The sequence below is a fragment of the Actinomycetota bacterium genome, assembly GCA_040905475.1.
In the GTDB taxonomy this organism is placed as follows: Bacteria; Actinomycetota; AC-67; order AC-67; family AC-67; genus DATFGK01.
Map to the genome: position 1 here is coordinate 1 of JBBDRM010000071.1, position 22,682 is coordinate 22,682.

The 22,682-nt window shown below is 67.5% G+C and carries 20 protein-coding genes; 2 read left to right on the plus strand and 18 right to left on the minus strand.

The window, feature by feature from the left end; genetic code table 11:
• Positions 1 to 8: 8 nt before the first annotated feature.
• The 13 genes from WEB06_07095 to WEB06_07155 all read right to left on the minus strand — a co-directional run bounded on the left by WEB06_07095 (position 9) and on the right by WEB06_07155 (position 13,979).
• The gene (locus tag WEB06_07095) at positions 9 to 344 is read right to left on the minus strand and encodes a hypothetical protein (GenBank protein ID MEX2555378.1); all 336 of its coding nucleotides are present in this window, start codon (positions 342 to 344) and stop codon (positions 9 to 11) included.
• Positions 341 to 1,327, minus strand: coding sequence for a hypothetical protein (locus tag WEB06_07100; protein ID MEX2555379.1), 987 nt, complete (start codon positions 1,325 to 1,327; stop codon positions 341 to 343). Before WEB06_07100 ends, WEB06_07095 begins: the two co-directional genes overlap by 4 nt.
• Positions 1,324 to 2,937, minus strand: a complete 1,614-nt coding sequence (locus WEB06_07105) for a PEP-utilizing enzyme (protein MEX2555380.1) — start codon at positions 2,935 to 2,937, stop codon at positions 1,324 to 1,326. Before WEB06_07105 ends, WEB06_07100 begins: the two co-directional genes overlap by 4 nt.
• A 2-nt stretch (positions 2,938 to 2,939) precedes the next feature.
• Positions 2,940 to 3,986: a hypothetical protein gene (locus WEB06_07110; GenBank protein MEX2555381.1), complete on the minus strand. Its 1,047-nt coding sequence runs from the start codon at positions 3,984 to 3,986 to the stop codon at positions 2,940 to 2,942.
• Positions 3,983 to 4,696 carry an ABC transporter ATP-binding protein gene (locus WEB06_07115; protein MEX2555382.1) on the minus strand — a complete coding sequence of 238 codons (714 nt, stop codon included), beginning with the start codon at positions 4,694 to 4,696 and terminating at the stop codon, positions 3,983 to 3,985. The genes WEB06_07110 and WEB06_07115 overlap by 4 nt, the downstream gene beginning before the upstream one ends.
• Positions 4,693 to 5,460 (minus strand): ABC transporter ATP-binding protein, encoded by a 768-nt coding sequence (locus WEB06_07120; protein MEX2555383.1) that lies wholly within the window; start codon positions 5,458 to 5,460, stop codon positions 4,693 to 4,695. Before WEB06_07120 ends, WEB06_07115 begins: the two co-directional genes overlap by 4 nt.
• A complete protein-coding gene (locus WEB06_07125; GenBank protein ID MEX2555384.1) occupies positions 5,453 to 6,901 on the minus strand; it encodes a branched-chain amino acid ABC transporter permease in 1,449 nt (482 codons plus the stop codon). Before WEB06_07125 ends, WEB06_07120 begins: the two co-directional genes overlap by 8 nt.
• Positions 6,901 to 7,758, minus strand: a complete 858-nt coding sequence (locus WEB06_07130; protein ID MEX2555385.1) for a branched-chain amino acid ABC transporter permease — start codon at positions 7,756 to 7,758, stop codon at positions 6,901 to 6,903. The genes WEB06_07125 and WEB06_07130 overlap by 1 nt, the downstream gene beginning before the upstream one ends.
• A gap of 8 nt (positions 7,759 to 7,766) precedes the next feature.
• Complete coding sequence (locus WEB06_07135) at positions 7,767 to 9,182, minus strand: ABC transporter substrate-binding protein (protein ID MEX2555386.1); 1,416 nt, start codon at positions 9,180 to 9,182, stop codon at positions 7,767 to 7,769.
• Entirely contained in the window at positions 9,143 to 10,420 is a 1,278-nt protein-coding gene (locus tag WEB06_07140; GenBank protein ID MEX2555387.1) for a hypothetical protein, read from the minus strand. Before WEB06_07140 ends, WEB06_07135 begins: the two co-directional genes overlap by 40 nt.
• 116 nt (positions 10,421 to 10,536) lie before the next feature.
• Positions 10,537 to 11,577 carry an alcohol dehydrogenase catalytic domain-containing protein gene (locus tag WEB06_07145; protein ID MEX2555388.1) on the minus strand — a complete coding sequence of 347 codons (1,041 nt, stop codon included), beginning with the start codon at positions 11,575 to 11,577 and terminating at the stop codon, positions 10,537 to 10,539.
• A 23-nt stretch (positions 11,578 to 11,600) separates the two neighbouring features.
• Positions 11,601 to 12,020, minus strand: a complete 420-nt coding sequence (locus WEB06_07150) for an SCP2 sterol-binding domain-containing protein (protein MEX2555389.1) — start codon at positions 12,018 to 12,020, stop codon at positions 11,601 to 11,603.
• A 33-nt stretch (positions 12,021 to 12,053) separates the two neighbouring features.
• A complete protein-coding gene (locus WEB06_07155; GenBank protein MEX2555390.1) occupies positions 12,054 to 13,979 on the minus strand; it encodes a hypothetical protein in 1,926 nt (641 codons plus the stop codon).
• Positions 13,980 to 14,134: 155 nt separating this feature from the next.
• Between WEB06_07155 and WEB06_07160 the strand changes: the two genes are divergently transcribed.
• Positions 14,135 to 14,839 carry a TetR/AcrR family transcriptional regulator gene (locus tag WEB06_07160; protein ID MEX2555391.1) on the plus strand — a complete coding sequence of 235 codons (705 nt, stop codon included), beginning with the start codon at positions 14,135 to 14,137 and terminating at the stop codon, positions 14,837 to 14,839.
• 309 nt (positions 14,840 to 15,148) lie between these two features.
• Positions 15,149 to 15,334, plus strand: a complete 186-nt coding sequence (locus tag WEB06_07165) for a hypothetical protein (GenBank protein ID MEX2555392.1) — start codon at positions 15,149 to 15,151, stop codon at positions 15,332 to 15,334.
• 382 nt (positions 15,335 to 15,716) lie between these two features.
• Here the strand turns inward: WEB06_07165 and WEB06_07170 are convergent, their stop codons facing one another.
• From WEB06_07170 to WEB06_07190, 5 genes are all read right to left on the minus strand, one after another.
• A complete protein-coding gene (locus tag WEB06_07170) occupies positions 15,717 to 16,856 on the minus strand; it encodes a galactokinase family protein (protein MEX2555393.1) in 1,140 nt (379 codons plus the stop codon).
• A complete protein-coding gene (locus WEB06_07175) occupies positions 16,753 to 18,684 on the minus strand; it encodes a hypothetical protein (protein MEX2555394.1) in 1,932 nt (643 codons plus the stop codon). The genes WEB06_07170 and WEB06_07175 overlap by 104 nt, the downstream gene beginning before the upstream one ends.
• A 63-nt stretch (positions 18,685 to 18,747) precedes the next feature.
• Positions 18,748 to 19,512 (minus strand): crotonase/enoyl-CoA hydratase family protein, encoded by a 765-nt coding sequence (locus tag WEB06_07180; protein ID MEX2555395.1) that lies wholly within the window; start codon positions 19,510 to 19,512, stop codon positions 18,748 to 18,750.
• A gap of 31 nt (positions 19,513 to 19,543) precedes the next feature.
• Positions 19,544 to 21,061, minus strand: coding sequence for an acetyl-CoA acetyltransferase (locus tag WEB06_07185; protein MEX2555396.1), 1,518 nt, complete (start codon positions 21,059 to 21,061; stop codon positions 19,544 to 19,546).
• Positions 21,062 to 21,069: 8 nt separating this feature from the next.
• The gene (locus tag WEB06_07190) at positions 21,070 to 22,539 is read right to left on the minus strand and encodes an AMP-binding protein (protein MEX2555397.1); all 1,470 of its coding nucleotides are present in this window, start codon (positions 22,537 to 22,539) and stop codon (positions 21,070 to 21,072) included.
• Positions 22,540 to 22,682: the final 143 nt, after the last annotated feature.

The following is a 22,682-nucleotide window of genomic DNA, read 5'->3' on the forward strand; positions in this document are numbered from 1 at the left end:
GTTTTCGGTCACCATTCGATCGATCCGGCTCCATCGACGGGGGCAACCGGGACGGGGCGCGATCCGGGAAGGACGGCTTCCACCGCTCGCACGAACGTCATCGCCGACCCGCGCACGAGCGCCAGCACGCAACCGGCGAACCCGGCGCCGACAAGGCGAGCGCCTACGCAGCCGTCCTGCGCCCGAGCGACCTCGACCGCGCGGTCGAGGTCGGGCGACGAAACCTCGAAGTCGTCCCGCAGCGACTCGTGCGACGCATCGACGAGCGTTCCCATCAGCTCGAGGTCCTCCTGCTCCATCGCCGCGAGGAACGGCATCATCCGCGCGATCGACTGACGGCTCACCACCGAAGGACGTCGGCCTTCCGAAGCTCGCTCATCGGTAGGATCCATTCGCACAAGCCGAAACCGACTTCGCCCTCCCAACTGTAGCGGGTCATGCAGTCGAGCACCGCGAGATCGGTCGACGTGGTCGAATCGCGGTCGGTTCCCAGGCAGAGCTCGTGGGGGAGCTTGTGCGTGAAGCGAATCACGTTCTCGATCTCGCCGGAGATGTCGGCCGGACCGTCCTGGCCGACGAACGACAGTCGTACGGCGCTCGGATCCACGGCCGCTTCGGAGAGAACCGGCATCGACTTTATCTCGACGAACTGGTATGTGCCGCCGTCGAAGATGAACCCGCGCCGCATCGAATGCTCGCTGGGATCCCAGGTGATGTCGGTCACGTAGAAGAAGCGTCCGCTGGGGAACCACGCTTCGCACCAATCGCTTCCTCGATAGCCCGACAGATCGCGCGGGCCCATGCTGTGATCCCGGTAACCGGTGCCGTCGAAGTCCATCGCTTGGTCGCCGTACTCGAGGCGGCCGCGAGCCGCGCAGGGTTGATCGTGATGGAGCCGGCCCCAAGACGCGGCGCCGGGGGAGAACACCGGCGCCGTCCCGTCGAACGTGACCTGCATGCGCATCTTGGTAGGCAGCCCGTCGGATATCAGCCGGGCGCGGCTCTCGTCACGGCTCACCAGGCGGGCTGCCCCGTCGATGTTCACCGTCCACCGCTCGAGGGGAACGTCACAGGTGGCGTGGAGAACGGCGGCTCCGGTCGAACGATCATCGGGGGGACGGCCGTAGCTCTTGGTCACGAGCAGGTCGCCGTTCGGGAGACAGCAGCCGAAAGTGCTTCGCCAGAGCCGCGGATCGAATGCCGTAACTCCTTGATGGAGGTAGAAGCCCACACGGCGAGCTGGGTCGTACGCGGTCCACAGATACGTCTCGCTCCACAGCGGCACGTCTTGCGGCTCGTGCGGGAGGTCTTCGACCGGATCGATCACGACGGTACCGGGGTCAGAACGTCGACGGTCCCGGCCTCGCCGTCGACGCGAGCGATGTCGCCGCTGCGGAGGCGCTGCGTCCCGTCGCGGGTGTTGATGACGCACGGGATCCCGAGCTCGCGCGCAAGGATCGCGCCGTGACTCATCGGACCGCCGACGTCGATCACGCACGCCGACACCAGGAAGAACAGCGACGCCCAGCTGGGGTCTGTCGTCCGGCAGACCAGGATGTCCCCGTCCTCCAACTGACCGGGGTCACTTGGATCCACGATCACTCTGATGCGACCCTCGACCCGTCCGGGGCTTACGCCGATTGCTTCGATGCGAAGAGCGCGCTGCGCAGCCACGGCGGCGGCGCCGTCGAGCTCGATCGGTTCCGGTCGTCCCTCCCAGCGTTCGGGAAGCTGGACCTTCAGATAACGCTCTCGCCGACCGCGCCGGAAGGCGATCTCAGACCGGGGGTTGGCCGGGAGCTCGCCGAGCAGCTCGTCGACGGTCAGATAGAACACGTCCTCGGCATCATCGATTGCGCCGTCGACGACCAGAGACTCGCCGATACGGCGCGCCATGCATCGGGCGACGTCGTAACTCTTGAGGAACGTCGACCGGCCTTCCTCTCTCAGCGGGATGTAGATGCGAGCGAGGTGCAGCACGAGCTTGGCACGCAGCCGGCCGCTCGCACCCAGCGCCCCGAACAGCTCGGCCTCGGCCGCGCGCCGGGCCCCATCGCCTTTCGATGAGACCTCGATGGGGCGGGCCCGGTCTCGGTACGCCTCGAGCAGGTTCCGAAGTGGCGCGGCATCCTCTCGCCACGACTTGCTCGACAGCTCACCCTCAGCCGGGCCGTGGAATCCGTGTTCGGAGAGGAACCGCTCCATCGGCCGGGTGCCGTTCGCGACATCCCAAAGATCGGAGATCATCCGCGCCTCGTACACATCGGTTTGCGCGCTAACCACGCGAAGCTCCATGCCCGGCCTGTCGGCGGCGACGCAAGCGCGGCGCGCCTGCTCGAAGAGCCCCTGCGCGATCATCGACACCACAGTGTGCGGCCGGCATATAACCTGCCAGTAGCGCTTCGCTTGCCGGAAGACCTCGCGCGCCTCTGCGGCGTCCCGAGTGGAGCGCGGCGCCACAGCATTGCGCCACCATCGGTCGACCTCGTCGCGTAGCTCCTGCAACCGGCGCTTCGCTCGCCACGCGTTCACGGGCAGCTTCCCGAGCACGATCGGCATCCGGGCGGGGTTGCGGGAGCTCGGGATACCTTTTCGCGACGTGCCGAAGTACTGCTCCTCGACGGCGTCGCCGGACGAGCCCGGCATCTGATCGCCGATGAAACGCATCATGTCGAGGTTGCCGGCGAAGTGGCCGTAGAACATGCCGATGAAGTGGCGGTCGAGGTCTTCGAAGACGCGCACGTCACGGGTCGGGATCGCCCCGATGTCGGCGAACGCGCCGCGGAGACCCAGCTCACAGGCCTCGAAGAACCAGGTCCATCCGAGGGGCGTCCCGACGCCGGGCATCGCCTCGGCGGCGTTCACCGTCGTCCATGCTGCCCGCGTCGGACCGCCGTCGTGCGTCGGGTCGGGCCGTCCGTCGTCGTCGATCGACATTGCTACCACCGGAAGAGGGGGATCTCGAGGAGCGAAGGGATCGGCGACTTCCCGGGTCGCGACATGGTGATCGGCGTGATCCACTCGCACAGGCCGTATCCGACCTCGCCGTCCCAGGTGTAGCGGGTCGTGCAGTCGATGACCACCAGATCGGTCGGTGTCGTCGTCGTCCGTTCCGTTCCGAGGCAGAGCTCGGTGCCGGGAAGCTTGTGGGTGAAGTTGAGGGCGCCCTGGATCTCGCCTGGGATGTCGACCGGTCCTGAACCGAGGTCGAGCGAGATCATCACGGCCGAGGGATCCGCCGCGGCTGCGGTCAGGCTCGGCATCGACACGATGTCGGCCGGCTGGAACGCGCCGTCGGACCACACGAAGCAGTAACGCTTGTCATAGGCGGACGTCTCGAAGAAGATGTCGGCCGCCACGAACGTCTTTCCGTTCGGGAACTCGGCCCAGCAGAAGTCGCTCCCGACGTACTCGCTGAGGTCACGCGGCCCTCGGCTGTGATCCTTGTAGCCGGGGCCTTCGAAGTCGAACTCCTCTCCGGCGACGTTCAGCCGTCCGCGCACCCGGCAGTGCTGATTGTGGTGGAGGTTGCCCCAGTGAACCGATCGGTGGTTGAGGAGATCGGTCGTGGCTTCGAAGGTGAGCTCGATCCTCGCGCCCGACGGCACTCCGTCGGTTGCGAGCCGGGTGCGGTTCTCCTCGCGGGTCACGAGACGGCACGCGCCGTCGAGGCGAAGCGTCCAGCGCTTCAGCGGCTCTTCCCACGTCATGCCCAGGACTTCGCATCCGGTAGAGCGCGGACGCGCCGGCCGGCCGTAGTGCTTCGCCATGAGCACCCTGCCGTCGGGCAGCGAGCATGCGATCGTGCTCCGCCACACGGTCGAGTCGAAGAAGGTAGTCCCTTGATGCATGTACACGCCGATCTGGCGGACGGGGTCGAACGCGCACCAGAGGTACGTCTCGCTCCACATGGGAATCGAACGCGGTTCGGTGGGGAGATCGTCGAGCGGGTCGGTCACGATCTCCCATGAGTTATCGGACGTCATGCCTTCACCCCCAAGTACAGCTCGGTGATCGCGCCGGCTCCGCCGACGCCGTCGATCGTTCCAGACGCCGCGACGCGGCCGTGCTCGAGCAAGTAGACGCGGTCGACGACTTCGGCGATGAGATGCGGGCTCTGCTCGACGAGCAGGAGCGCGACGCCGCGCTCGCGGTTGAAGCGCCGGAGACCCGCGAGGAGCTCTTGCGTCATCAGCGGGGAGAGCCCGTCCGACATCTCGTCGACCATGAGCACGGTCGGGCCGCACATCAGGGCCCGCCCGATCGCGAGCATCTGCTGCTCGCCGCCGGACAGGCTTCCGGCGCGCTGCCGCAATCGCTCCCCGAGCACCGGGAACAGCGAGAGAACCTCTTCGCGGTTGGCGCCGTTCGCACGGCCGGCCAACGCTGCCGCATCGAGGTTCTCCGCCACGGTCATCGGTCCGAATACGTGCCGCCCCTCCAGGACGTGCGCCAGCCCGAGACCGACGCGCCGCCAGGGCGGGGAACGCGTGACGTCCACGTCCGCGAGGGCAACGGATCCTCTCCAGCATGGGAGCGTCCCCGCGAGCGCGCGGAGGAGCGTCGTCTTGCCAGCGCCGTTGGCTCCCAGGATGCCTACGACCTCGGCGCGGCCGACCTCGATCGAGACGTCGGACAGGATCGGCGCATCGACGTAGCCGGTGGTGATGCCCGACGCGCGGAGCGATGCGCTCATACCGGCGACGCTCCCAGATAGACCTCGATAACCACGGGGTCGCGCTGGATCTCTTCCGGCGGGCCTTGCGCGACGATACGTCCGCTCGCAAGGACGTACACCCAGTCGCAGAGCTCCATCACGAAGCCGACGTTGTGAGCGACGACCAGGATCGTTCGCCCTTCTCCGCGTAGTCCGGCGAGAGTCGTGACGAGTCTGGCCGTCTCGGCAGGGTCGAGCCCGGTCGTTGGCTCGTCGAGCAGCATGATCGCGGGCGCCAGCGTGAGGACGCCGGCGAGCTCCACGAACCGCGCGATGCCGAACGAGAGGCCGCGCACGACCTCGTGCCGATGCGCGGCGAGGCCAAAGCGGTCCAGCGTTTCTCCGACGCGTTCTCGGACCCGCCTTTCTTCGCGCGCCCATCTCCACGGCCGGAGCATCGGGTCGAGGAATCCGTACCCCGTCCTAAGGAACTGACCCGCCATGACGTTCGTCTCGACCGTTTGGTCCATCATCAGGCCGAGGTTCTGGAAGCTCCGACCAGCGCCCAGCCGTGCTCGCTCGTGCGGCTGCAAGCCGGTGACGTCCCGGCCACGGAGGAACACCCGCCCGCCGTCCAGCGGCTGCAGGCCCGATACCGCGTTGAAGAGCGTCGACTTGCCCGCCCCGTTCGGCCCGATCAGGCCCACGATCTTGCCTTCCGGCACCGTGAGCGACACGCAGTCGACGGCGGCCAGGCCGTCGAAGTGGACGGTGACGTCCTCCGTGACCAGGAGATCAGTCACGCGAGCTCCCTGTGCCGGTGGCCGGACGGCGGACGGGGGCGTCGCGGGTTTCCAGCGCCTCGGCTACGGCGGCGCCGATACGGTCCGCCATACGAACCTCGGCGCGCGCGATCGCATCCCGGAGCACAAAGCAGACGCCGACGATGATGAGCGCGAGACCACCGAGAGCGCCGGAGATCAGATGCTGGATCTGGATCCATACCTGGTCGGTGTTACCCGAGTAGTACCACCCGAGCCCGATGGCCACCGCGCCTTCGCCGATGAGCAACGCCCCGATCACGAGCGAGACGGAGAGCTTTCCCTGCCCGCGTGGACGGCCTTGCTCCTCGGTACCTGATCCGTCTCCGGACGCCGCCTGCTCGCCGCCGGAAAGAACTCGGAGCTTTCGCATCATCTGCCTCCCTACGCCGTTGAGTCCGGCCGGGTGTCTCGTGAGCATGAACAGCAGACCGATCGGTCCTCCGTATGCGACCGCCGGCCCGAGATCGGATACGAGATACGGAAGCCCTTGGAGCAAAGCGGCGGCAACGAGGACGCCGCCGACCGAGCCAGCTCCCGCGAGCACGACGGCAACCAGATAGTCGAACCCGAGCGTGAGCGGAAACGTCTGCGCGACGACGAGCGAGAGCCAGATCGACGTCAGTCCTCCGGCAAGGCCGGCGAGCGCTCCCGCGATCGCGTACGCGCCGATGCGGTATCGGTCGACCGGCACACCGAACGCGGCCGCCGCATCTCGATTGGTGCGGATCCATAGGAACGACCGCGCGACCTTCGAACGATGGAGCGCGCGCATCGCCAGCACCGTGAACGTGAAGAGGATCGCGAGCACGGGATAGAGGGAGCGACTGTCGTCGAAGGCGATCGGACCCAGCGTTGCGTCGCTCACGCGGACGCTGCCGTCGCCCACGATCCACGGGCGCGTGAAGAAGAACCGATCGATTGCGATCCCGCTCGCGAGCGTGACGATCGCCACGTAGAGGCCGCGCGCACGGAAGGCCGGAAGCGCGATAACGGCACCCGAGAGCGCGCCAACCGCGATCGCGACGGGGATAAGGACGATCGGCGAGATGCGACCGTGGAAGCTGATCTGCGCCAGAACGAACGCGGGGAGCCCGACGATCCCCGCGTGTCCGAGCGACAGCTCTCCCGTCCAGTTCACCAGCACGTGGAGCCCCATTGCCGCGATCGCGAAGATCAGAACGAGGCCGAGCTTGAACACGGACGACTCCGACATCATGGGAGGCATGAGCACAAGAGCCGCGGCTCCGGCGACGTACACGATGGGCCGAAAGGCCTCGGTGGCAGCGGCGGTACCGAGCGGCGTCCGCCAGACCGGAACGGCCGCCGTGCTCGAGCCTCGGAGCAACGCCGGCTTCCACAAAGCGGCTCCGCCGAGCGCGAGGAGGGCGACGGCGACGGTGACCCCGAATAGGGCTGCCATCAGTACTCCGTCCGCAACAGTCCAGTGGGGCGAACGAGCAACACGACCATGATGAGACCGGCGATCGTCAACTCGGTGAGACCGGGGGTGCTGACCGTGTAGCCGAGGACGCCCTCTGAGACGCCGAGCAGCACGCCGGCGCCGAAGGCGCCGTGTATATTCGTCAGTCCGCCGAGGAGAGCAGCCGCGAGTCCGCGGACGAGCAGCGCGGTCATGAAGAACACGTGGAAGACGACGAGCGAGGAGACCAGGATCGCTGAGATCCCGGAGAGGGCCCCGGCGAGCGCCCACGAGGCAATCGACACGGCGTTCGTATTGATTCCGATCTGACCCGCCGCGTACGGGTCGATGGCCGTCGCTCGCATCCGGACCCCGAACGACGTGCGGTTGTAGAGCAAGGTCAGCCCCAGCAAGACGACGATCGCCGTGAGCACGATCAAGAGCTGGGTCGGCTTGATCGTGAGCCCAAGAAGGTGCGGCCCCTCACCGCCGACGATGGGATCGATGAACCGGGGTTGGACGCCGTAGCGGCGGCTCGCGAAGACGAGCAGCAAGCCGGCGAGCCCGAACGTCGCGACCAGGAGCGTCACCCGCGGCTGATCGCGAAGAGGACGAACGACGAGCCACTCGGTCACTGCCCCCAGCCCGACCGACACCGCGACCCCCACGACGAGCGCAAGTGCAAGCGGATGCCCGTTGTCGAACCACAGCTCTGAGAACACGAACGCGCCGAGCATGCCGATCTCGCCGTGCGCGAAGTTCACCACCCGAGTCGATCGATAGACGACGACCAAGCCGACGGCGAAGATCCCGTAGATCATGCCGACGAACGCCCCGTTCAGGATCGCCGTCGACATCGCGGCTCCTAGAACTGCTCGGCCGGCGGGCCGAGGCTCTGCCAGGTCCAGTCCGAAGTCCGGCAGCAGATCACCGGGAACACGGCGTTCGTTCCGTAGTTACGGCCGGGCGCCCAGGTGAGCGTCGGGAAGGCACCGGTCGCGAAGTTCTTGGTGGACTCGATCCCTTTGATCATCGTCCCTCTCGTCGGATGGGCGCCGGCGGCGAGGAGGACGCGTTCGAGGACGAGACCGTTCGCGTAGAAGAGGAATCGCTCCGCCGGCAGCGGACCGCCCTTGCCGTACTGCTCCGCCTTGGCGTTGAAGGCAGCGAACGACGGTGTGTCGACGGCAGCGTACGGCCGTACCCAGTACGCGCCGGCGGCCAAGTCGCGCGCGACGCTGGAGACGATGTCGAGGGTCAGGCCGTACATCGACGCCCACTGCGGCTCGAAGTTGATCGCTTGCGCGTCTCGCAGGATCCCGACCGCTTCGAGGATCGCCGACAGGGCGACGACCTTCACCTGAGCATTCTTCAGGCGGAGTAGCTGCGGGGTGAACGACTGGGCGTTCGGTTCGGCGCTCTCCACCACGCAACAGTTCATCCCGTCGGCTTTCGCGCGAGCGATGAAGGCCTTCGCGGCTTCCTCGAGCGCGGCGGTGTCGTGGATGTAGAGGACGCCCATCTTCTCGCCGCCGTCGCCCTGTTTACGGATCAGACTGGGCAGCGACGTCGCTCCTTGATCCCAGCTCGTCGCGCTTTCATACGAGTTGCGCCAGCCGCCACTGATCGCCCGCAGTCCGCCCGAATACACGGTCGGGAATCCGGCCTTGTCGAGGCAGTCGATCGACGTGTAGTAGGTGCTGCCCGAGCTGATCGCCAAGAAAGACCCGTTCGATTGCACGGTTTTACACGCCGCGATCCCGCCCTCCGGGCTGTTCTCATTCGAAACCTTCTTCACGATCACCTTGCGGCCGTGGATGCCTCCACGCTGGTTGACGTCTTCGACCCACGTCTCCATCCCGCGATAGGCGACGTTGGTCGGCGGGCCGTACACGCCGCTGAACGAGCCGATGATGCTGACCGTGATCGTCGTCGCGGTTACGCCGACGCTGGAGTTGCTCCCGGTACCACCTCCGCCGCCGATCCCTTGGTCGCCGCCTCCGCTCGTGCCGCCGGTGCCGCCCGTTCCGCCCGGCCCTTGCGTCCCGCCCGCGATGAGGCTTCCTGGTGTCGGTGTCCCGCCGGTCGGCCCGCCGGGGATCCCGGTGCCCGGCCCAAGGTTGTTCCCTCCCTGTTGAGCGCTCAGCGTGAAACCGTTCCTCGGCGTCTCCACCGCGCAGCCGGTGACGACGGCCAGGGAAACGACGAGCGCGAAGGTCAACCTCTTCCGCGCCACGCCCATCAGCTCACCGCTCCGAGGCGCGACATCGCGCGATTCCATCGGATCCAGCCGATGAGCCAGGCGACGAGCAGCGCAACGGGGATCAGCGGAGCCCACAGACGGGGCGACAGACCACCGATCGGAGAAGTGATGGTGGTGATCCCGGATGGCGCGGCGATGGCGCCGGGCGGGACCGGCACCGGGCCGGACGTCGGCCCGACGAAAGAGGGGATCTCTGGAGAGAACGGTGCTCCGGGCACGAACGGCGTCCCGGGGACCGTTGTGGCGGGTGGGCCGGCGCTCGGGGTGCTTGGTCCGTCGCCGACCGGGAGCTCGGCCGCCGCACACAGGAGAACGCCGGTCGCCTCGAGGAACACTGTCGGCTCGACGGGGACCGGGAAGGGCAGGAGCGGGCCGAGCTGCCCGGCCGCAGGCAGCGTGTCACACGCGCCGACGACCGCGGGGTCGAGGAGCGGTCGGAACGGCTCGACCGCGGGGACGAGGACCGAGACCGAGCCGGCCGCGTCCTCGATCAGCGGCACGAATGGTTGAGCGGCCACGGTTACGAAAACCAACGCGGGGCTTACCGGGCTCGAACCCCCCCCGAGGCCGCACGCGGCCGAGAGCGCGGGCTCGACGAACGGGCTCGTCGCGATCGGCAGCGTGACGAACACGCTCGCCGTCTGGACGAACACGAAGACGGTGCACGCCGGCTCGAAGGCAGGCTGCAGCACGCCGGCCAACGGCTCAAGAGCGAAGCCCGTTCCTGCCATGACATCCGCGTACTGGGTGAGCAACGGGGCAAGCTGATCCGTCGGCGGCGCGGGCGGGGGCGGCACGCCGGCGCATGCCGAGTCGAGTGGAGCGAATACGCCGCCGAATGCGTACCCGTACGGGAGCAGCCCGATGAGCAGCGGCGCCTGCGCGTTGGCTTCGCACATCACCGACAAGGTGGGGCCGAACGAGGAGTAGAGCTGCTCGAGCGAGTCGGCTCGTTCCCTGATCGCGGCGTCGAGCGTGTTAGTGACTACCGCGATCTCGCCGGCAACCGTGTCGCCGCCCGTCGCCAGGAGATCCAATCCCGGCCCTGCGGCTGCGATCGCCGACCCGGCCGAAACGCGGAACGTCGCGAGGGCCTCCGCCGCTTGGGCGATCACCGGGGCCAGACTCTCCGACTGCGATCCGGCCGTAAGCACGGCCTGCACGAGCGCGTCGTTGAGCGTCGCGATCGCCTCGCCAACCTGCGCGGCGGCGGGTGCGAGCGGCTGCAAGGCGCCGTGGATCTGCTCGAACAGCACGCCCGCGGGCCCCGACGGTGGTTCCTCGGCGAGCGCGTCGACCGGTGCGAGCGCGATAAGGGCGAGGAGAACGAGGAGGGCGACACTCGCCCTCGCGCGGGGACCGCGAGCGTCCCTCAGGGCTTGAGCACCACCTTCGTTGCCTCCTTGGCGTCGAACATCTCGTATGCCTTCGCGGCGTCCTCCAACGGCATCGTGTGCGACACCAGCCGCCCAGGCGTGAGGCGACCCGCCTCGATTAGTCGCATCAGCTCCGGCCGGTACGCGAACGGGTTCCCGATCACGGCCGAGATCGACAGGCCGCGCAAGAACGTCTCGCCGGCGCTCACGGGAAACTCCTCGTCCACCAGCACGCCGAGAAGGACGATCCGTCCCCCGACGCGAGGCAGCGCGAACGCGGTCTGCAGCGACGGCTCCGAACCGACCGCCTCGATCACGAGATCCGCACCTTGGTTGTTCGTCGAGTCGAACACCGCGTCGAGGGGATCGCCCTCACGCACGTCGATTGGGATCGCGCCGAGCTCGGCGGCTTGCTTCAGCCTCTCCTCGACGAGATCGATCGCGAACACCTTCGCCGCCCCGAGCAGCGGCGCGCAGGCGATCGCGAGCTGACCGAGCGGCCCGGCACCCACGACGGCCACCGACTCACCCGGCCGCAGCGCCCCAGCCTTCAACCCGCTGTAGGCCGTGGAGAGGATGTCGCTCACGAAGAGCACGTCCTCGTCGCTGAGTCCATCGGGGATCGGCGCGAGCGTCATCTCGGCCATCGGGACGCGCACGTACTCGGCCTGCCCGCCGGGAAGATCGCCGGCCATCGGGCCCATCCCGAACATCATGAATGCCGGACATCCGCGGTGGTTCCCGCTCAAGCAAGACGCGCACCGCCCGCACGCCGTGTACATCGCGGCGACACACCGAGCGCCGACCTCGATCTCGCGCACCGCATCGCCAACGTCCTCGACGACGCCGACGAACTCGTGACCCACGATCATCCCCGGCTCCGCTCCCGGCGCCTTGTCGTGGTAGATGTGGAGGTCGGTCCCACAGATCGCCGACGTCGTGACGCGCAGGATCGCGTCGGTCGGCTCCTCGATCGTTGGTTTCGGGGCGTCGTCGACCCGGAAGTCTCTCTCGCCGATGAAGTGAACCGCGCGCATCGCTGATTACCCTCCTCGCTTGTCTAGACGTTGATCAGATCCTGCCGTCCGTCGTTCGCAAGGATCTTCTCGTAGCGCGCCCGAAGCGGTTTCGCGAGCGGCATGAGCTTCAGCATCTTCGGGACCGAGCCCTTGACCCGAACCTTCCCGCGGGCCATCGCCGCGGTCATGTTGAGCTTGCCGAGCCAGAACCTGTGTCCGTCATCGGCGGACATCTTCAGCTCCATGTTGGGCTTGAAGTCGGCGGGGAGCTGCGCGGCACCGAGGAAGAGGCCACCCTCGTCGAACACGACGCCGATCGTCGAGTCCGGATCGGTGTATTCGATCCGGACGATCAGGCCCGACCCCTTGGTCTTCTCGGCCAGTTCCGGATCCTCCATCGCAACCTTGAAGATCTGCGCAAGGTACTTGTAGACCTCTTGCTCGTTCTTGAAGAGCGCCATCGCGAACTCCTTCTCTGCGTCGATCCGTCCCGTTCAGTTCATCGGGGTGAGCCGGACCTCCTTCCGACCATCGAGGTCGATCCGGATCGCGGCGCGCCCTTCCGCGTCGGCCGTCACACGATCCTCGACGCCGCCCACAACCGCGTAGGTTTTGGAGGGAGCGAGCCGCTCGAACAGCAGCGGCTGCCGGCCCGCGCCGTCGCCCGGCCGCAGCACCAAATCGATCGACGAACCGTCGGTGACGGCCATGGCTACGAGCACCTGCGGGTAGGGAGCGTCCGCTAGCACCGGCCCCCGTGCGATGACTTCGGGGGTGCCGTAGTTGATGAGGTCGTGCCACGCCCGGCGCCCGCCGAAGCGGCCCGGCGAGAGCATCACGTTGGCCGCGTTCGAGCCGGGATAGCGAAGCGCTCCACCCTCGACCGACGCGGCCGGCCCTTGCACGTCGAGCGACCGCTGCAGCCCGTCGGCCATCTCGTCGTCGCCCATCTCGCGGGCGGCGGCGATCCCGAACGCGTAGACCAGATATCCGATCGAGGGCTTGTAGTTCCCGACGTCGAGCCGGTCGGCAGGGCTTAGGAACTTCATAACCGCCAGACCGTCGCGATCCAGGGTGAAGGCGTTGTCGCGCGCCAGGACCCAGTTCCGCACCGCGATGTCGTTGACCAGCGGGCTCAGCCAGAACGTGAACCCGGCGATGTTCGTCGTCGAGTTCGTGATCCCCGGCACCGTGATACCGATCCGAGACGAACGCGTGGACAAGGGCCGGCCGTCGACTGTGGAGAACTCGACGCGCGCGGCGTGGTCGAACGCGTCCCGCACATCTTCGGCGTACCCAGTCCCGTGGAGCCGGTCGTGAGCGATGAGGCCGCCCATCGCGATCATGTTGCACAGCGGGTACACCCAGTTGGGCTCGCATGGGAACATGCAGTACGTCGACTGCGAGAAGTTGTGGTGCACGGCCTTCGCCACCGCGGGATGGTCGTACGCGAAGGTCTTCTTGTCGTTCCACCGGAAGGGAAGGCAGGCGGCCTGATCGTATCGGTGGTCACCGTTGGTCGTCTCGTACGCGGCGATCTGCAAGCCGTAATAACCCGAAAGCATGATGTTGTCGCGCGCCATCGGGTCGACGTCGGTGGAGAAGTTCCCCCACAGGTTCTCCCACTTCCAGTACTGCCAGACCCTGCGATCGCTCATCTTCTCGATCAGACGGCGCTGCGCTTCTGCCACGTAGCCGGTGAAGGCGGGAGTCCGGGTGTACTGGCCGAGGGCGAGGCCCCAGCCGCCGTAGTTCAGCTGATAGCGAACCGCGGCCTCGCGGAACTGGTCCACCCACTCGAAACCGTCGAACCGATCGACCGGCTGGAGCGCCAGGTTCAACAGATAGCGGTGGTGAGCCAGATCGACCTCCGAATGTTCCAGGATCTCCCGCGACGTCGGCCCGGTCGGCGGCCGGTACTCGATCGTCGCGAGTTTGGTGTTGAGCACGTCGGCGCGCCGTTGGGAGCGACGGAACGAGGCACGCTGGGTGACGAAGCTCAGAAGGATCACGGCACCGAGACCGGCCGGAAGACCGATGTCGACGCCCGTCCAGACGGTGCTCGGCGTGCGGATCGCAGCGAGGACGGCTGCCGCCCACCAGACGAGGAACGGGGCGAACATCATGCCGATGATGAACCACGCGACGAACGCCACGATGAACACCACAAAGGCAACGGCGAAGAACGTCGGGTCAGACGAGTACAGGAACCCCCCGCCCGGGAAGAGCAGGCCGTGCGCCAGCGCATGCAGCCGGGGCGACTCGGTCGCGAGGAGGAGCGCGATCGCAGTGATCATCGGGACGCCGAAGATGACGAACGTCCGGCGCGCGAGCCTGGCGGTGACGGGCCCCATCGGTCGGGCGCGGGGCGGGAGAGCGAGCGTCCGCGGTCGTTCCGTGGCAACGGCAGTGGTTCCCATAGCCCGCCCCCTTTGGGTCGCATGAACCGATATCCCGGCCCGCGACATGTTACAAATCTTGATACATGTACTAGATTGAGTTAAAATAGGCACCGGATAGGGCGAAAGTCAAGAGCGGGGCATGATGTGCCAAACCGACGAGAGGGAGCGCACGGGTGAAGAGCGAGCACCGGCACGCGGCGAGGCTGGCTGCGGAGAATAGAAAGACCCCGTGGGACGGCCGCGCCCCGGCCGACGACGACATCGCACGCGACCGGCTCCTCGATGCGGCCGCCTCTTGCTTCGAGCGGTTCGGCGTGCTGAAGACCACGGTGGACGACGTGGCGACCACTGCCCACGTATCACGAACGACGGTTTACCGGTACTTCCGCGGCGGGCGCGACGAGCTGATACTCGGCGTCTTCATGCGAGAGGTGCAAGAGCTGTCCGGGGAGATCGCCGCAGCGATGCGCGAGGAGTCCACGTTCCCGGAGGCCGTAATCTCATCGATCGTCTTCGCGGTACGGTCCGTGCGCGATGGGATCCATCTCAGGTTCCTCTTCTCGCCCGAAACTGTCGGGGAGACGGCGAATATCGTCATGACCTCGCCCGCGTTCTACGCCCTGACATCGGAGACGTTGCGGCCGTTCTTCGAGGATGGCCAGCACCGGGGTGAGATCCGGACCGATCTCAAACTAGAGGACACGAGCGAGTGGCTCGTGCGCATAACGCTCTCGCTGATGACCGTGAACGCGCCCGTCGAACGCGACGACGATCAACTCCGTGCATTCCTGCGTGAGTTCCTCGTACCGATGTTTCGCTCCGAACCTTCCGTCATCACGCTCGACGGTCCCGACGCTCAGTTCGCCTCACGCGGCTGAGTCGGCTCATGCAAGTTGGTCTCGTTAGGCGGACGCGCTGGGAGACGGCCGCGCGACTTGGGAACGACGCCGGTCTCATCGCGTGCGCCGCGATCTTCGGGTTGGGGTTGGGTGGCCTGCTTCACCGTGTGCTGATCGCTGCGTTCGAACGATGGGGGCGCCTCTCCGTGATCCCAAACGCGCCGCGCGCGTCGCTCCGCGAAGACATGTTGACGGTCGGCCCGTGGGCGGCGATCGCTCTGAGCGTGTCCGTCTACGCGTTGATGGGCCGATGGCGAACCCGGGCGTGGAGCTGGCGGCGCGCGGCCGGTGCGTCGATCGCGGTCGCCGGCGCAGTGGTCCTCATTAGTCGGCGAGCTCGAGGTTCATGTGTTCCGGACGCTCGCGCAGGAGTGGCGTCCGCACGATCTCTGGGATGTGATCTTCCATGTGCTCGGCGAGGCGATCGCACTCATGGGATGGCTGCTACTTCCGCGCGGCGAGCCGCGCGGCTGATTCGGGTCAGACGGGCTCGCGTACCCGCCGATCGACCATCGCCTCGTCGAAAGAGCTCCTGAGGTAATCGGGGAGCTCATAAACCGGAGTGGGCACCGCAGGAGCGATGTCGGCGGACGGCTTGCCGCCGAACAATGCTTTCACGGACCGCCCGGTCCATCGGGCCGCACGAAACACTATTCCAAGGAGGAACGCGCCGATCAGACAGCAGACCATCAACGCAAGATAAGCACGGAGTGATCGCCCCCGTCCAGGACCAAGATTGACGCCGCAGGTCCGGGTCTCGTACGAGCAGTGCATTCGAGCTCACGGCGATCCCTTACTACGCGTGGGCCAACCGCGATCCTGCACCGATGACGGTCGGGATCCGCCGCGATCCAGGCTAGAGAGCAACCTCGCCCGCTCCGTCGACTGCGACGACCGGCCTCGCGCGAACGCCGGGTGCCCGCTCCTCGACCTGCCGTGCGAAGTCGGCCTCGGACCCCGCGCGGACCAGCGCCAGGACGAAGCCGGCAAATCCTGCGCCGACGAGACGGGCGCCGAGACAATCCGTCTGGTTGCGTGCCGCCTCGACGGTCCTATCGAGCCGCGGCGAGGAGACCTCGAAATCGTCGCGGAGCGAACGGTGCGTAGCGTTGATCAAGTCCCCCATCGCCTCGACGTCGCCGCGCGTGATCGCGTCGAGGAACAACCGGACGCGATCGTTCTCGGTCCTGAGGTGCCGCAGCCGGCGTTCCCCGCGATCTGTGGTATCACGTCCGGCGATCGCGTCTTCCGCCTCGATGCGTCGAGCGGCGTACCGCCCGTCTTCGAGCCGACGTCGCGTGTCTGTGTCTACGACCACGAACCCGACGGGCGGGAGCGGCAGCGTCTGCCAGGTCATCGCCGCACAGTCGATCGCGAGTGCGTGTCCCTGTCGGCCGTGCAGCACGGCGACCTGATCCATGATCCCACACGGCACGCCGACCGCGAGGTGCTCGGCACGCTGGAGCACCTCGGCGGCCGGAGCGACGCCGTTGAGCAAAGCCAGCGCCAGAACGGCCTCGAGCGCGGCGGACGACGACAGCCCGGAACCGGCGGGGATCGACGACCAGATCGCCCCGCGGAAGCCACGCACGCGCAGACCGGCTTCCCGGAGCGCCTCGACGACGCCCGCGACGTACCGGCCCCACCCTACGGCTGCGTCGCCGGGATGCTCGAGTGAGATCCGAACCTCGCCGGGTTGATCGAGGGAAGAGACGATCACCTCGTCTTCCAGCGGGACGGCGACGAGCACGGACTCGAGATCGCACGCGAACGGAATCACGGTCCCGCCCGTGTAGTCGACGTGCTCGCCGATCAGGTTGACGCGGCCGGGCGCACGCCAGATATGGAGCCCGGGCTCATCCGGACCTACCCCAAGGCGCTCGAAGAGCGCTTCAGGAGCGCGGAGCGATGCGTACCTCGGTGCGCCCGGCCAGATCGACCTCGAGAACCGCCTTGCCGTCGCCGTCCGCGACGACCTCGGATGGGAGCGCCCCACGTACCGCGTACGAACGGCCGGGATCCAGCCGGCCGATGCCCAGCCGCTTCCGGCCGCCACCGTTGCCGGGGTAAAGGATCGCGTCGAGGGCAACGCCGTCCGTGACGGCCCTCGCAACAAGGACGTCCGGATACCCGGCGTCGGCGAGGACGGGCCCTTCACGCCACGCGGCCGGCAACCCGCGCGAGATCATGTCGCGGAAGCCTCCTTCGCGGCCGAATCGCCCGAGGAGCGCCATCCCGTTCGCGATGAGCGAGCCGCCCGCGTAGCGGCGCACGCCGTCGCGGGTCTCCGGCGCGAACTTCACCTCCATTGCGTCTTTCAACGCCGCGAAGGTCTCCTCATCGCCCATCTCGCGGGCGGCGGCCGAGACGATCGCGTGCGGGGCAACGTCGGAACGGCGGTAGCTTCCGACATCGATCTTGTCCCAGCCACGGAGCTCGAGACGAACTCGCCCGTCCGGACCGTTCATCACGAGCTCCCTGCGGACCAGCGCCCAGGTTCGCTGAGCGACGTCGGGGAGGCTCGCCGCCAGGAACAGCGCGGTCCCCGCGTCGGCCATCGTGGAGGTGAGGGATGGGATGGTCACACCGAGGCGGCTCGACCGGATCGCCGTCACGCGCCCATCAGGCGTTAGGAACTCGACGTCCGCGGCGTGGCGATAACCGTCGATCGCCTGGACCGCGTGGTCGGTGCCGTGCAGGCGGTCGTGGACCAGCAGCGTGTTGATCCCGAACGCGTTGCATCCGGTGTAGATCCAGTTCGGCTCACACGGGAACATCCCGAACGGCGAGCTTCGGAAGTTCTCCGAAACGGCGCCGCTGATCGAATGGTGGTCGTACGCGAACGTGCGGCGGTCGTCCCACCGGAACCGCACCGACCCGGCGACGTCGTACGCGTCGTCTCCGGTGTTCGACTCGTACAAGCCGATCATCAACCCGAGGTAGCCGGACAGCATGATGTTGTCCTTCGGGATGGGGTTGGGATCGAGGTCGAGATTGCCCCACATGTTCTCGAGTCGCCAATACTTCCAGACTCGGCGGTCCTGCATCTTGGCGATCAGACGTCGGTTCGCCTCCGAAAGGTAACCGTGGAACGCAGGGGTGCGCGTGTACTGCGCGAGTGCGAGCGCGTACTGTGCGAAGTTGATCTGGTAGCGCACGGCCGCCGTCTGGAACTGATCGATGAACGTGAAGCCGTCGAACCGATCGACCGGCTGCAGCGCGAGATCGAGCAAGTACCGTTGCGCTGCGAGGTCCTCTTCTGAGAGCTCCGACCCAAGCGGCGGCGTCGCCCCCGAGGCTTCGGGGATCGGCTCAAGCGTGACGAGGTAGCGATTGCGTTCGATCCGCCGCTGACTCGCCGCGCGGAACGCCGCCTGCTGCCCTATGAACCCGAGAAGCAACGTGCCGGCTACGAGCGCCGGGACGCCGAGCTCGGCCCAGGTCCAGGTCCCAGCGTCCGTCCGCATGGTCGCGAGCGCTGCCGCACCGAGCCACACCAGCGGCGGGGCCAGGATGTTTCCGGTCCCGAACCACGCCACGAGCGATACGACGAAGACGACGATCGTCAGAAAGACGAAGAGCGGATCGGCGGTGTAGAGGAAGCCGCCGCCCGGCATGACGAAGCCGAGACCGAACGCTTTCCATCGCGCCGCCGCGTCGAGGACCACAGGAAGCATGCCCAGAGTCGCCACGACCAGGTAAACGGTGAGGGTTCTTCGAAGGCGTGCGGCCGTAACCGGACCATGGGGCTTGGAGCGCTCGGGGATCAGGAAGCTCTGAGCGGCATCGGAGGCCGCCGCCGGCATCGCCTCTCGAATGGCCATCGTTCCCCCTTATCAGTCAGCGAGCGGATTGAACCACCCAGTCGGATCCGCCAACAAGGGTCTTCATCGCCCCGTCCAAACCGGCGCCCGCTTCTCGGCGAACGCGGCGATGCCCTCCCAGACGTCCTGCGTCGCGGTGACCTCAGCCGCCCGCTCGAAGTTGCGCTTCCACGCTTCCTCTTCGGTCATCTCAAGCGACTCGATCATGAGTCGCTTCGACACCCGAACGGCCACAGGGGCGTTCTCGCAGATCCGCTCCGCGAGCGCGATCGCTTCGTCCAGCACCCGATCCGCCGGCACGACCCGGTTCACGAGCCCGAGCGCGAGCGCCCGCTGCGCGTCCACCGGGTCCGCGGTCATCGCGAACTCGAGCGCGATCGCGAGCGGGATCCGCTTGCCGAGCCGGATCAGGCCGCCGGCTGCGGCCATGAGGCCGCGCTTCACCTCGGGGATGCCGAACGTCGCGTGCTCGGCGGCGACGGCGAGATCGCAGGACAGCACGATCTCGAACCCGCCGGCGAGCGCCGGGCCGTTGACCGCGGCGATCAACGGCTTCGGGAAGAAGCGCTGCCCGATCCCCGCGAAGCCGCCCGGAGCTCCGATGATCCGCTCCGCGTCGGTTGCGATCGCCTTGAGGTCGACGCCGGCGCAGAAGGCCTTATCTCCGGCTCCCGTGATCACAACGGCCCAGACGGCGTCGTCGGCCTCGAGCTCGTCGAAGATCGCCGACAGCGCCCACGCCGTATCGCCGTCGATCGCGTTCCGCGCCTCGGGACGATCGAGCGTGACGATCTCGATGCGACCCCGACGTTCCCTGCGAACGGTCATGCTTCCCCTCTCGGCTCCCCTGCAACGACGCTCAGACGATGTCGAAGGTCGTCTGTCCCTCGGTGTTCGTCTCCACTTTGCCCTCGATCCCGATCGGTTCGACGTCCGGCCGGATGAGAACCTCGAGCGCCGCGCGATCGCCCGGCGGCGTGTTCGCGACGAAGCGCTCGCCGCCGCGCAAACGCCCGACGACGATCCCGCTGGCCGGTTCCCCCGACCGGCCGTACACGACCGTGTACGTCTCGAGCGAGCCGGGCCCGTTCGGCTCGGGCGCGAGCGACGGAGCCGGAAGCGCGTCGATCGCGCGTTGTCGCGCTTCGTCGTCGCCGACCGCATAACCCTCAGCCGGCGGCTCGTTCCCCATCAGCAGCGCGTGATGTTTCGTCACCAGGCCTCCCTGGCCGTAGAGGAGCGCCGAGGAACCCTCCCCGCGCCGCATCGCGCGCGTCATCGCGGCCATCGCATGCAGCATGTAGGCGTTCCCCGCGCCGCCGAAGAACGTCAGGCCTCCGGTGACGCTCATCGGCCGCGCGCGATCCAGGCCCATATGCGTCGACGCCATCTTCGGAACGCACGGGAAGCAGCTGTAGAGCTCGAGCAGGTCGATGTCCATGATGCCGCCCTCGGTCAGGGAGAGCGCATCGTCGAGCGTCGCTTCCATCGCCGGCGCGCGGTCGTACGAGACTCGTCGGAGGACGTCCATCGGGTCGTCTGCCCCGGCGCCGCCCCACGGGTAAACCCAACGCTTCTCGGGCACCCCGAGCCGCCGCGCGGTTCCGGTGTCGGTGACGACGACGGCCGCGGCCTGGTTCACGAGCAGGTAGGCATTCATCAGCTTGGTGTAGGGATGGGCGATCATCCGGTTGTCCGGCGCCGGCGTCGCGATCTGATCAGGCTCGCGGGGCGTGGGATGCCACGCGGCGGGGTTGCTCGCGGCGATCTTCGACATGTCGGACCACATCTGCGCGGACCAGCGCTGGCTCTCGTCGAAGCTCATCCCTTGCGCGGCGCGGAACGCGTTCTCGTAGAGCGGATAGATCTGCGTCGGCCATTGAAGGCCGTGGCGGAAGGCGACCGGCGGTATGACGTCCTGGGCCTGGACCGGCTGGTCCTCGGGCGGCGTCCAGGGCAGCGCCACGCCCGTGCGCATCGAACGCTCGACCGAGCGGAACACGTCGCCGGCGCAGACCAGCGCGACGGTGCTCTCGCCGGCGGCGATGCGGGCGGCGGCCAGGTCGACGAGCTTCGTCGGCCAGTTCCCGCCCCAGTCGGTGTGCACCCGGTGGGCCGGGCGGGCCCCGAGCCGCTCGGCGAGCAGCGCCGGCAGATCCCGGTACACCCACGCCGCGACGTTGACGATGAGCAGCGTGTCGGTCTCATCGAGCAGCGCGCGCGCCGGCCCGGCGTCGTCGGCCGCGAGCCGAGCCGCCTCCTCGAGAAGCGTCAGCGGTTCCTTGGCGTTCGCGAGGTCGTCGTCGGCGATGCGGTCGGCGAGGTCTCCGACCCCGACGATGACGGGGACGGCCTCGCGATGCCGCCGGACGCCCACGCCGGCGCTCAGTCGCCCTTCGGGCGTTCGTCGATGATGCGGCGAGCCTTGAACTCGCGAGTGGGGTCGTAGATCTCCGAGAGGTCGTCGAGGATCTCGACCTTCGGACGCATCTCGACGGCCATCAGCAGCCGCTTCCGGAGCTCCTCGAGGTCCGACGACTCCCATGAGGTGCGGTCGACGCTCGGCTCTAGTCCCAGGCGCAGCCGCACGACTTCTTGCGAGTACGGGTCCGAAAGGTCTTCCAGGGTGACGATCATCTGATACTCGACGACGCCCGGCGAGTTCATGACGACATCGTGAACAAGCTGAGGATTGACGAGCGTTCCCTTGATCTTGAGCAGCTCCGACGTTCGTGAGATGTGCGCGCTGCCGCTCGAAACGAGCAGCGATCCGCCGCCGCGCCCGCACCGCTCGCAGCGCTCGAACGTGATCGCGGAGATATCCCCGAGCAGATACCGCAACAATGGCATCCCACGCCGGTTCAGATGCGTCAGCGCGACGAGTCCGGGCTGACCGTCGGGTACTCGTGCGTGCGTGTCCGGGTCGAGGATCTCGAGGAACACCTGGTCCGGCGCGGCCGGATGCAACGGGCCCCCTTCGTAGCACGGACCCCACGGGAGCCCTCCCTCGGTGAAGCCGTACGTGCCGGTGATGAACACGTTGTTGGCGCCGCAGCGCGCGAGGTTGGCGTGCATGTGGTCGCGCATCCCTTTGGTCAGCACCTCGCCGCTCGCGATCACGATCTCGAGCGACGACAGGTCGCGGCCGTTCCGGGCGGCATCGGCGAACATCCGGCGAAGGAAGCTGCCGATCCCGGCGAGGATCTCGGGACTCCGCGATTCGATCATGCCGACGAGGGCGGTGGTGGAGCGCTGGACCGGGAACTCGTCGTGCGGGATCCCCGTGAACCCGTGCAGGAAGGCGATCCCGGCCGCGTTCGCGATCATGTTCCCGAAACCGGCGACGTGCGGAAGGGGGCTCAGCGGGAAACCGGTGAGGAAGAGGTCGCCGGGGATGTAGTAGCTGAGCTTCGCGTTCCGGATGCCCGCCTGCAGGATCCCGAAGTAGTCGTGGGTCGTGTACTCGTACGGGGTCGGCCAGCCCATCGTCGTGCCCGTCGTGTAGACGGTCGTGTAGGTGAGGTCGTAGAGGGTTCCTTGCGGGAACTTCATGCGGAACGATTGCGGGTTCCCCATGAGGTCCTTCTTCGTGGTCACGGGGAGATGGACGAGGTCGTCGACCGTCTTGATGCCGGCAGCGTCGATCGACTCTCGCTCGAAGAGCTCGCGGTAGAACGGGCTCGCTTCGGCGAGCCAGCCCACCTGACGGCGAAGCAGCTCGTCCTGGCGATCGCGCAGGCGGTCGTCGGGCCAGAAGGTGGGGTCCTCGGCGTCCGCCTTGTACGAGGGGATCGCGTCGATGAACTCCCGCACCGACTCGGGCGTAGGGTCGATGAACGGTCGTTTCTGCGCCATGGCCGCCTCCCGCTCGCGCGCTGCCCCGGTGGGAGAATCAGTTTAATCAGTGAGCCCAAAGGCGAGCAAGGGGCCGCCCGGCCCCCTGGTTCAGAAGTAGTTCACCTGGTTGACTATTTCTTTACGGCTCGTTTATCCTCATC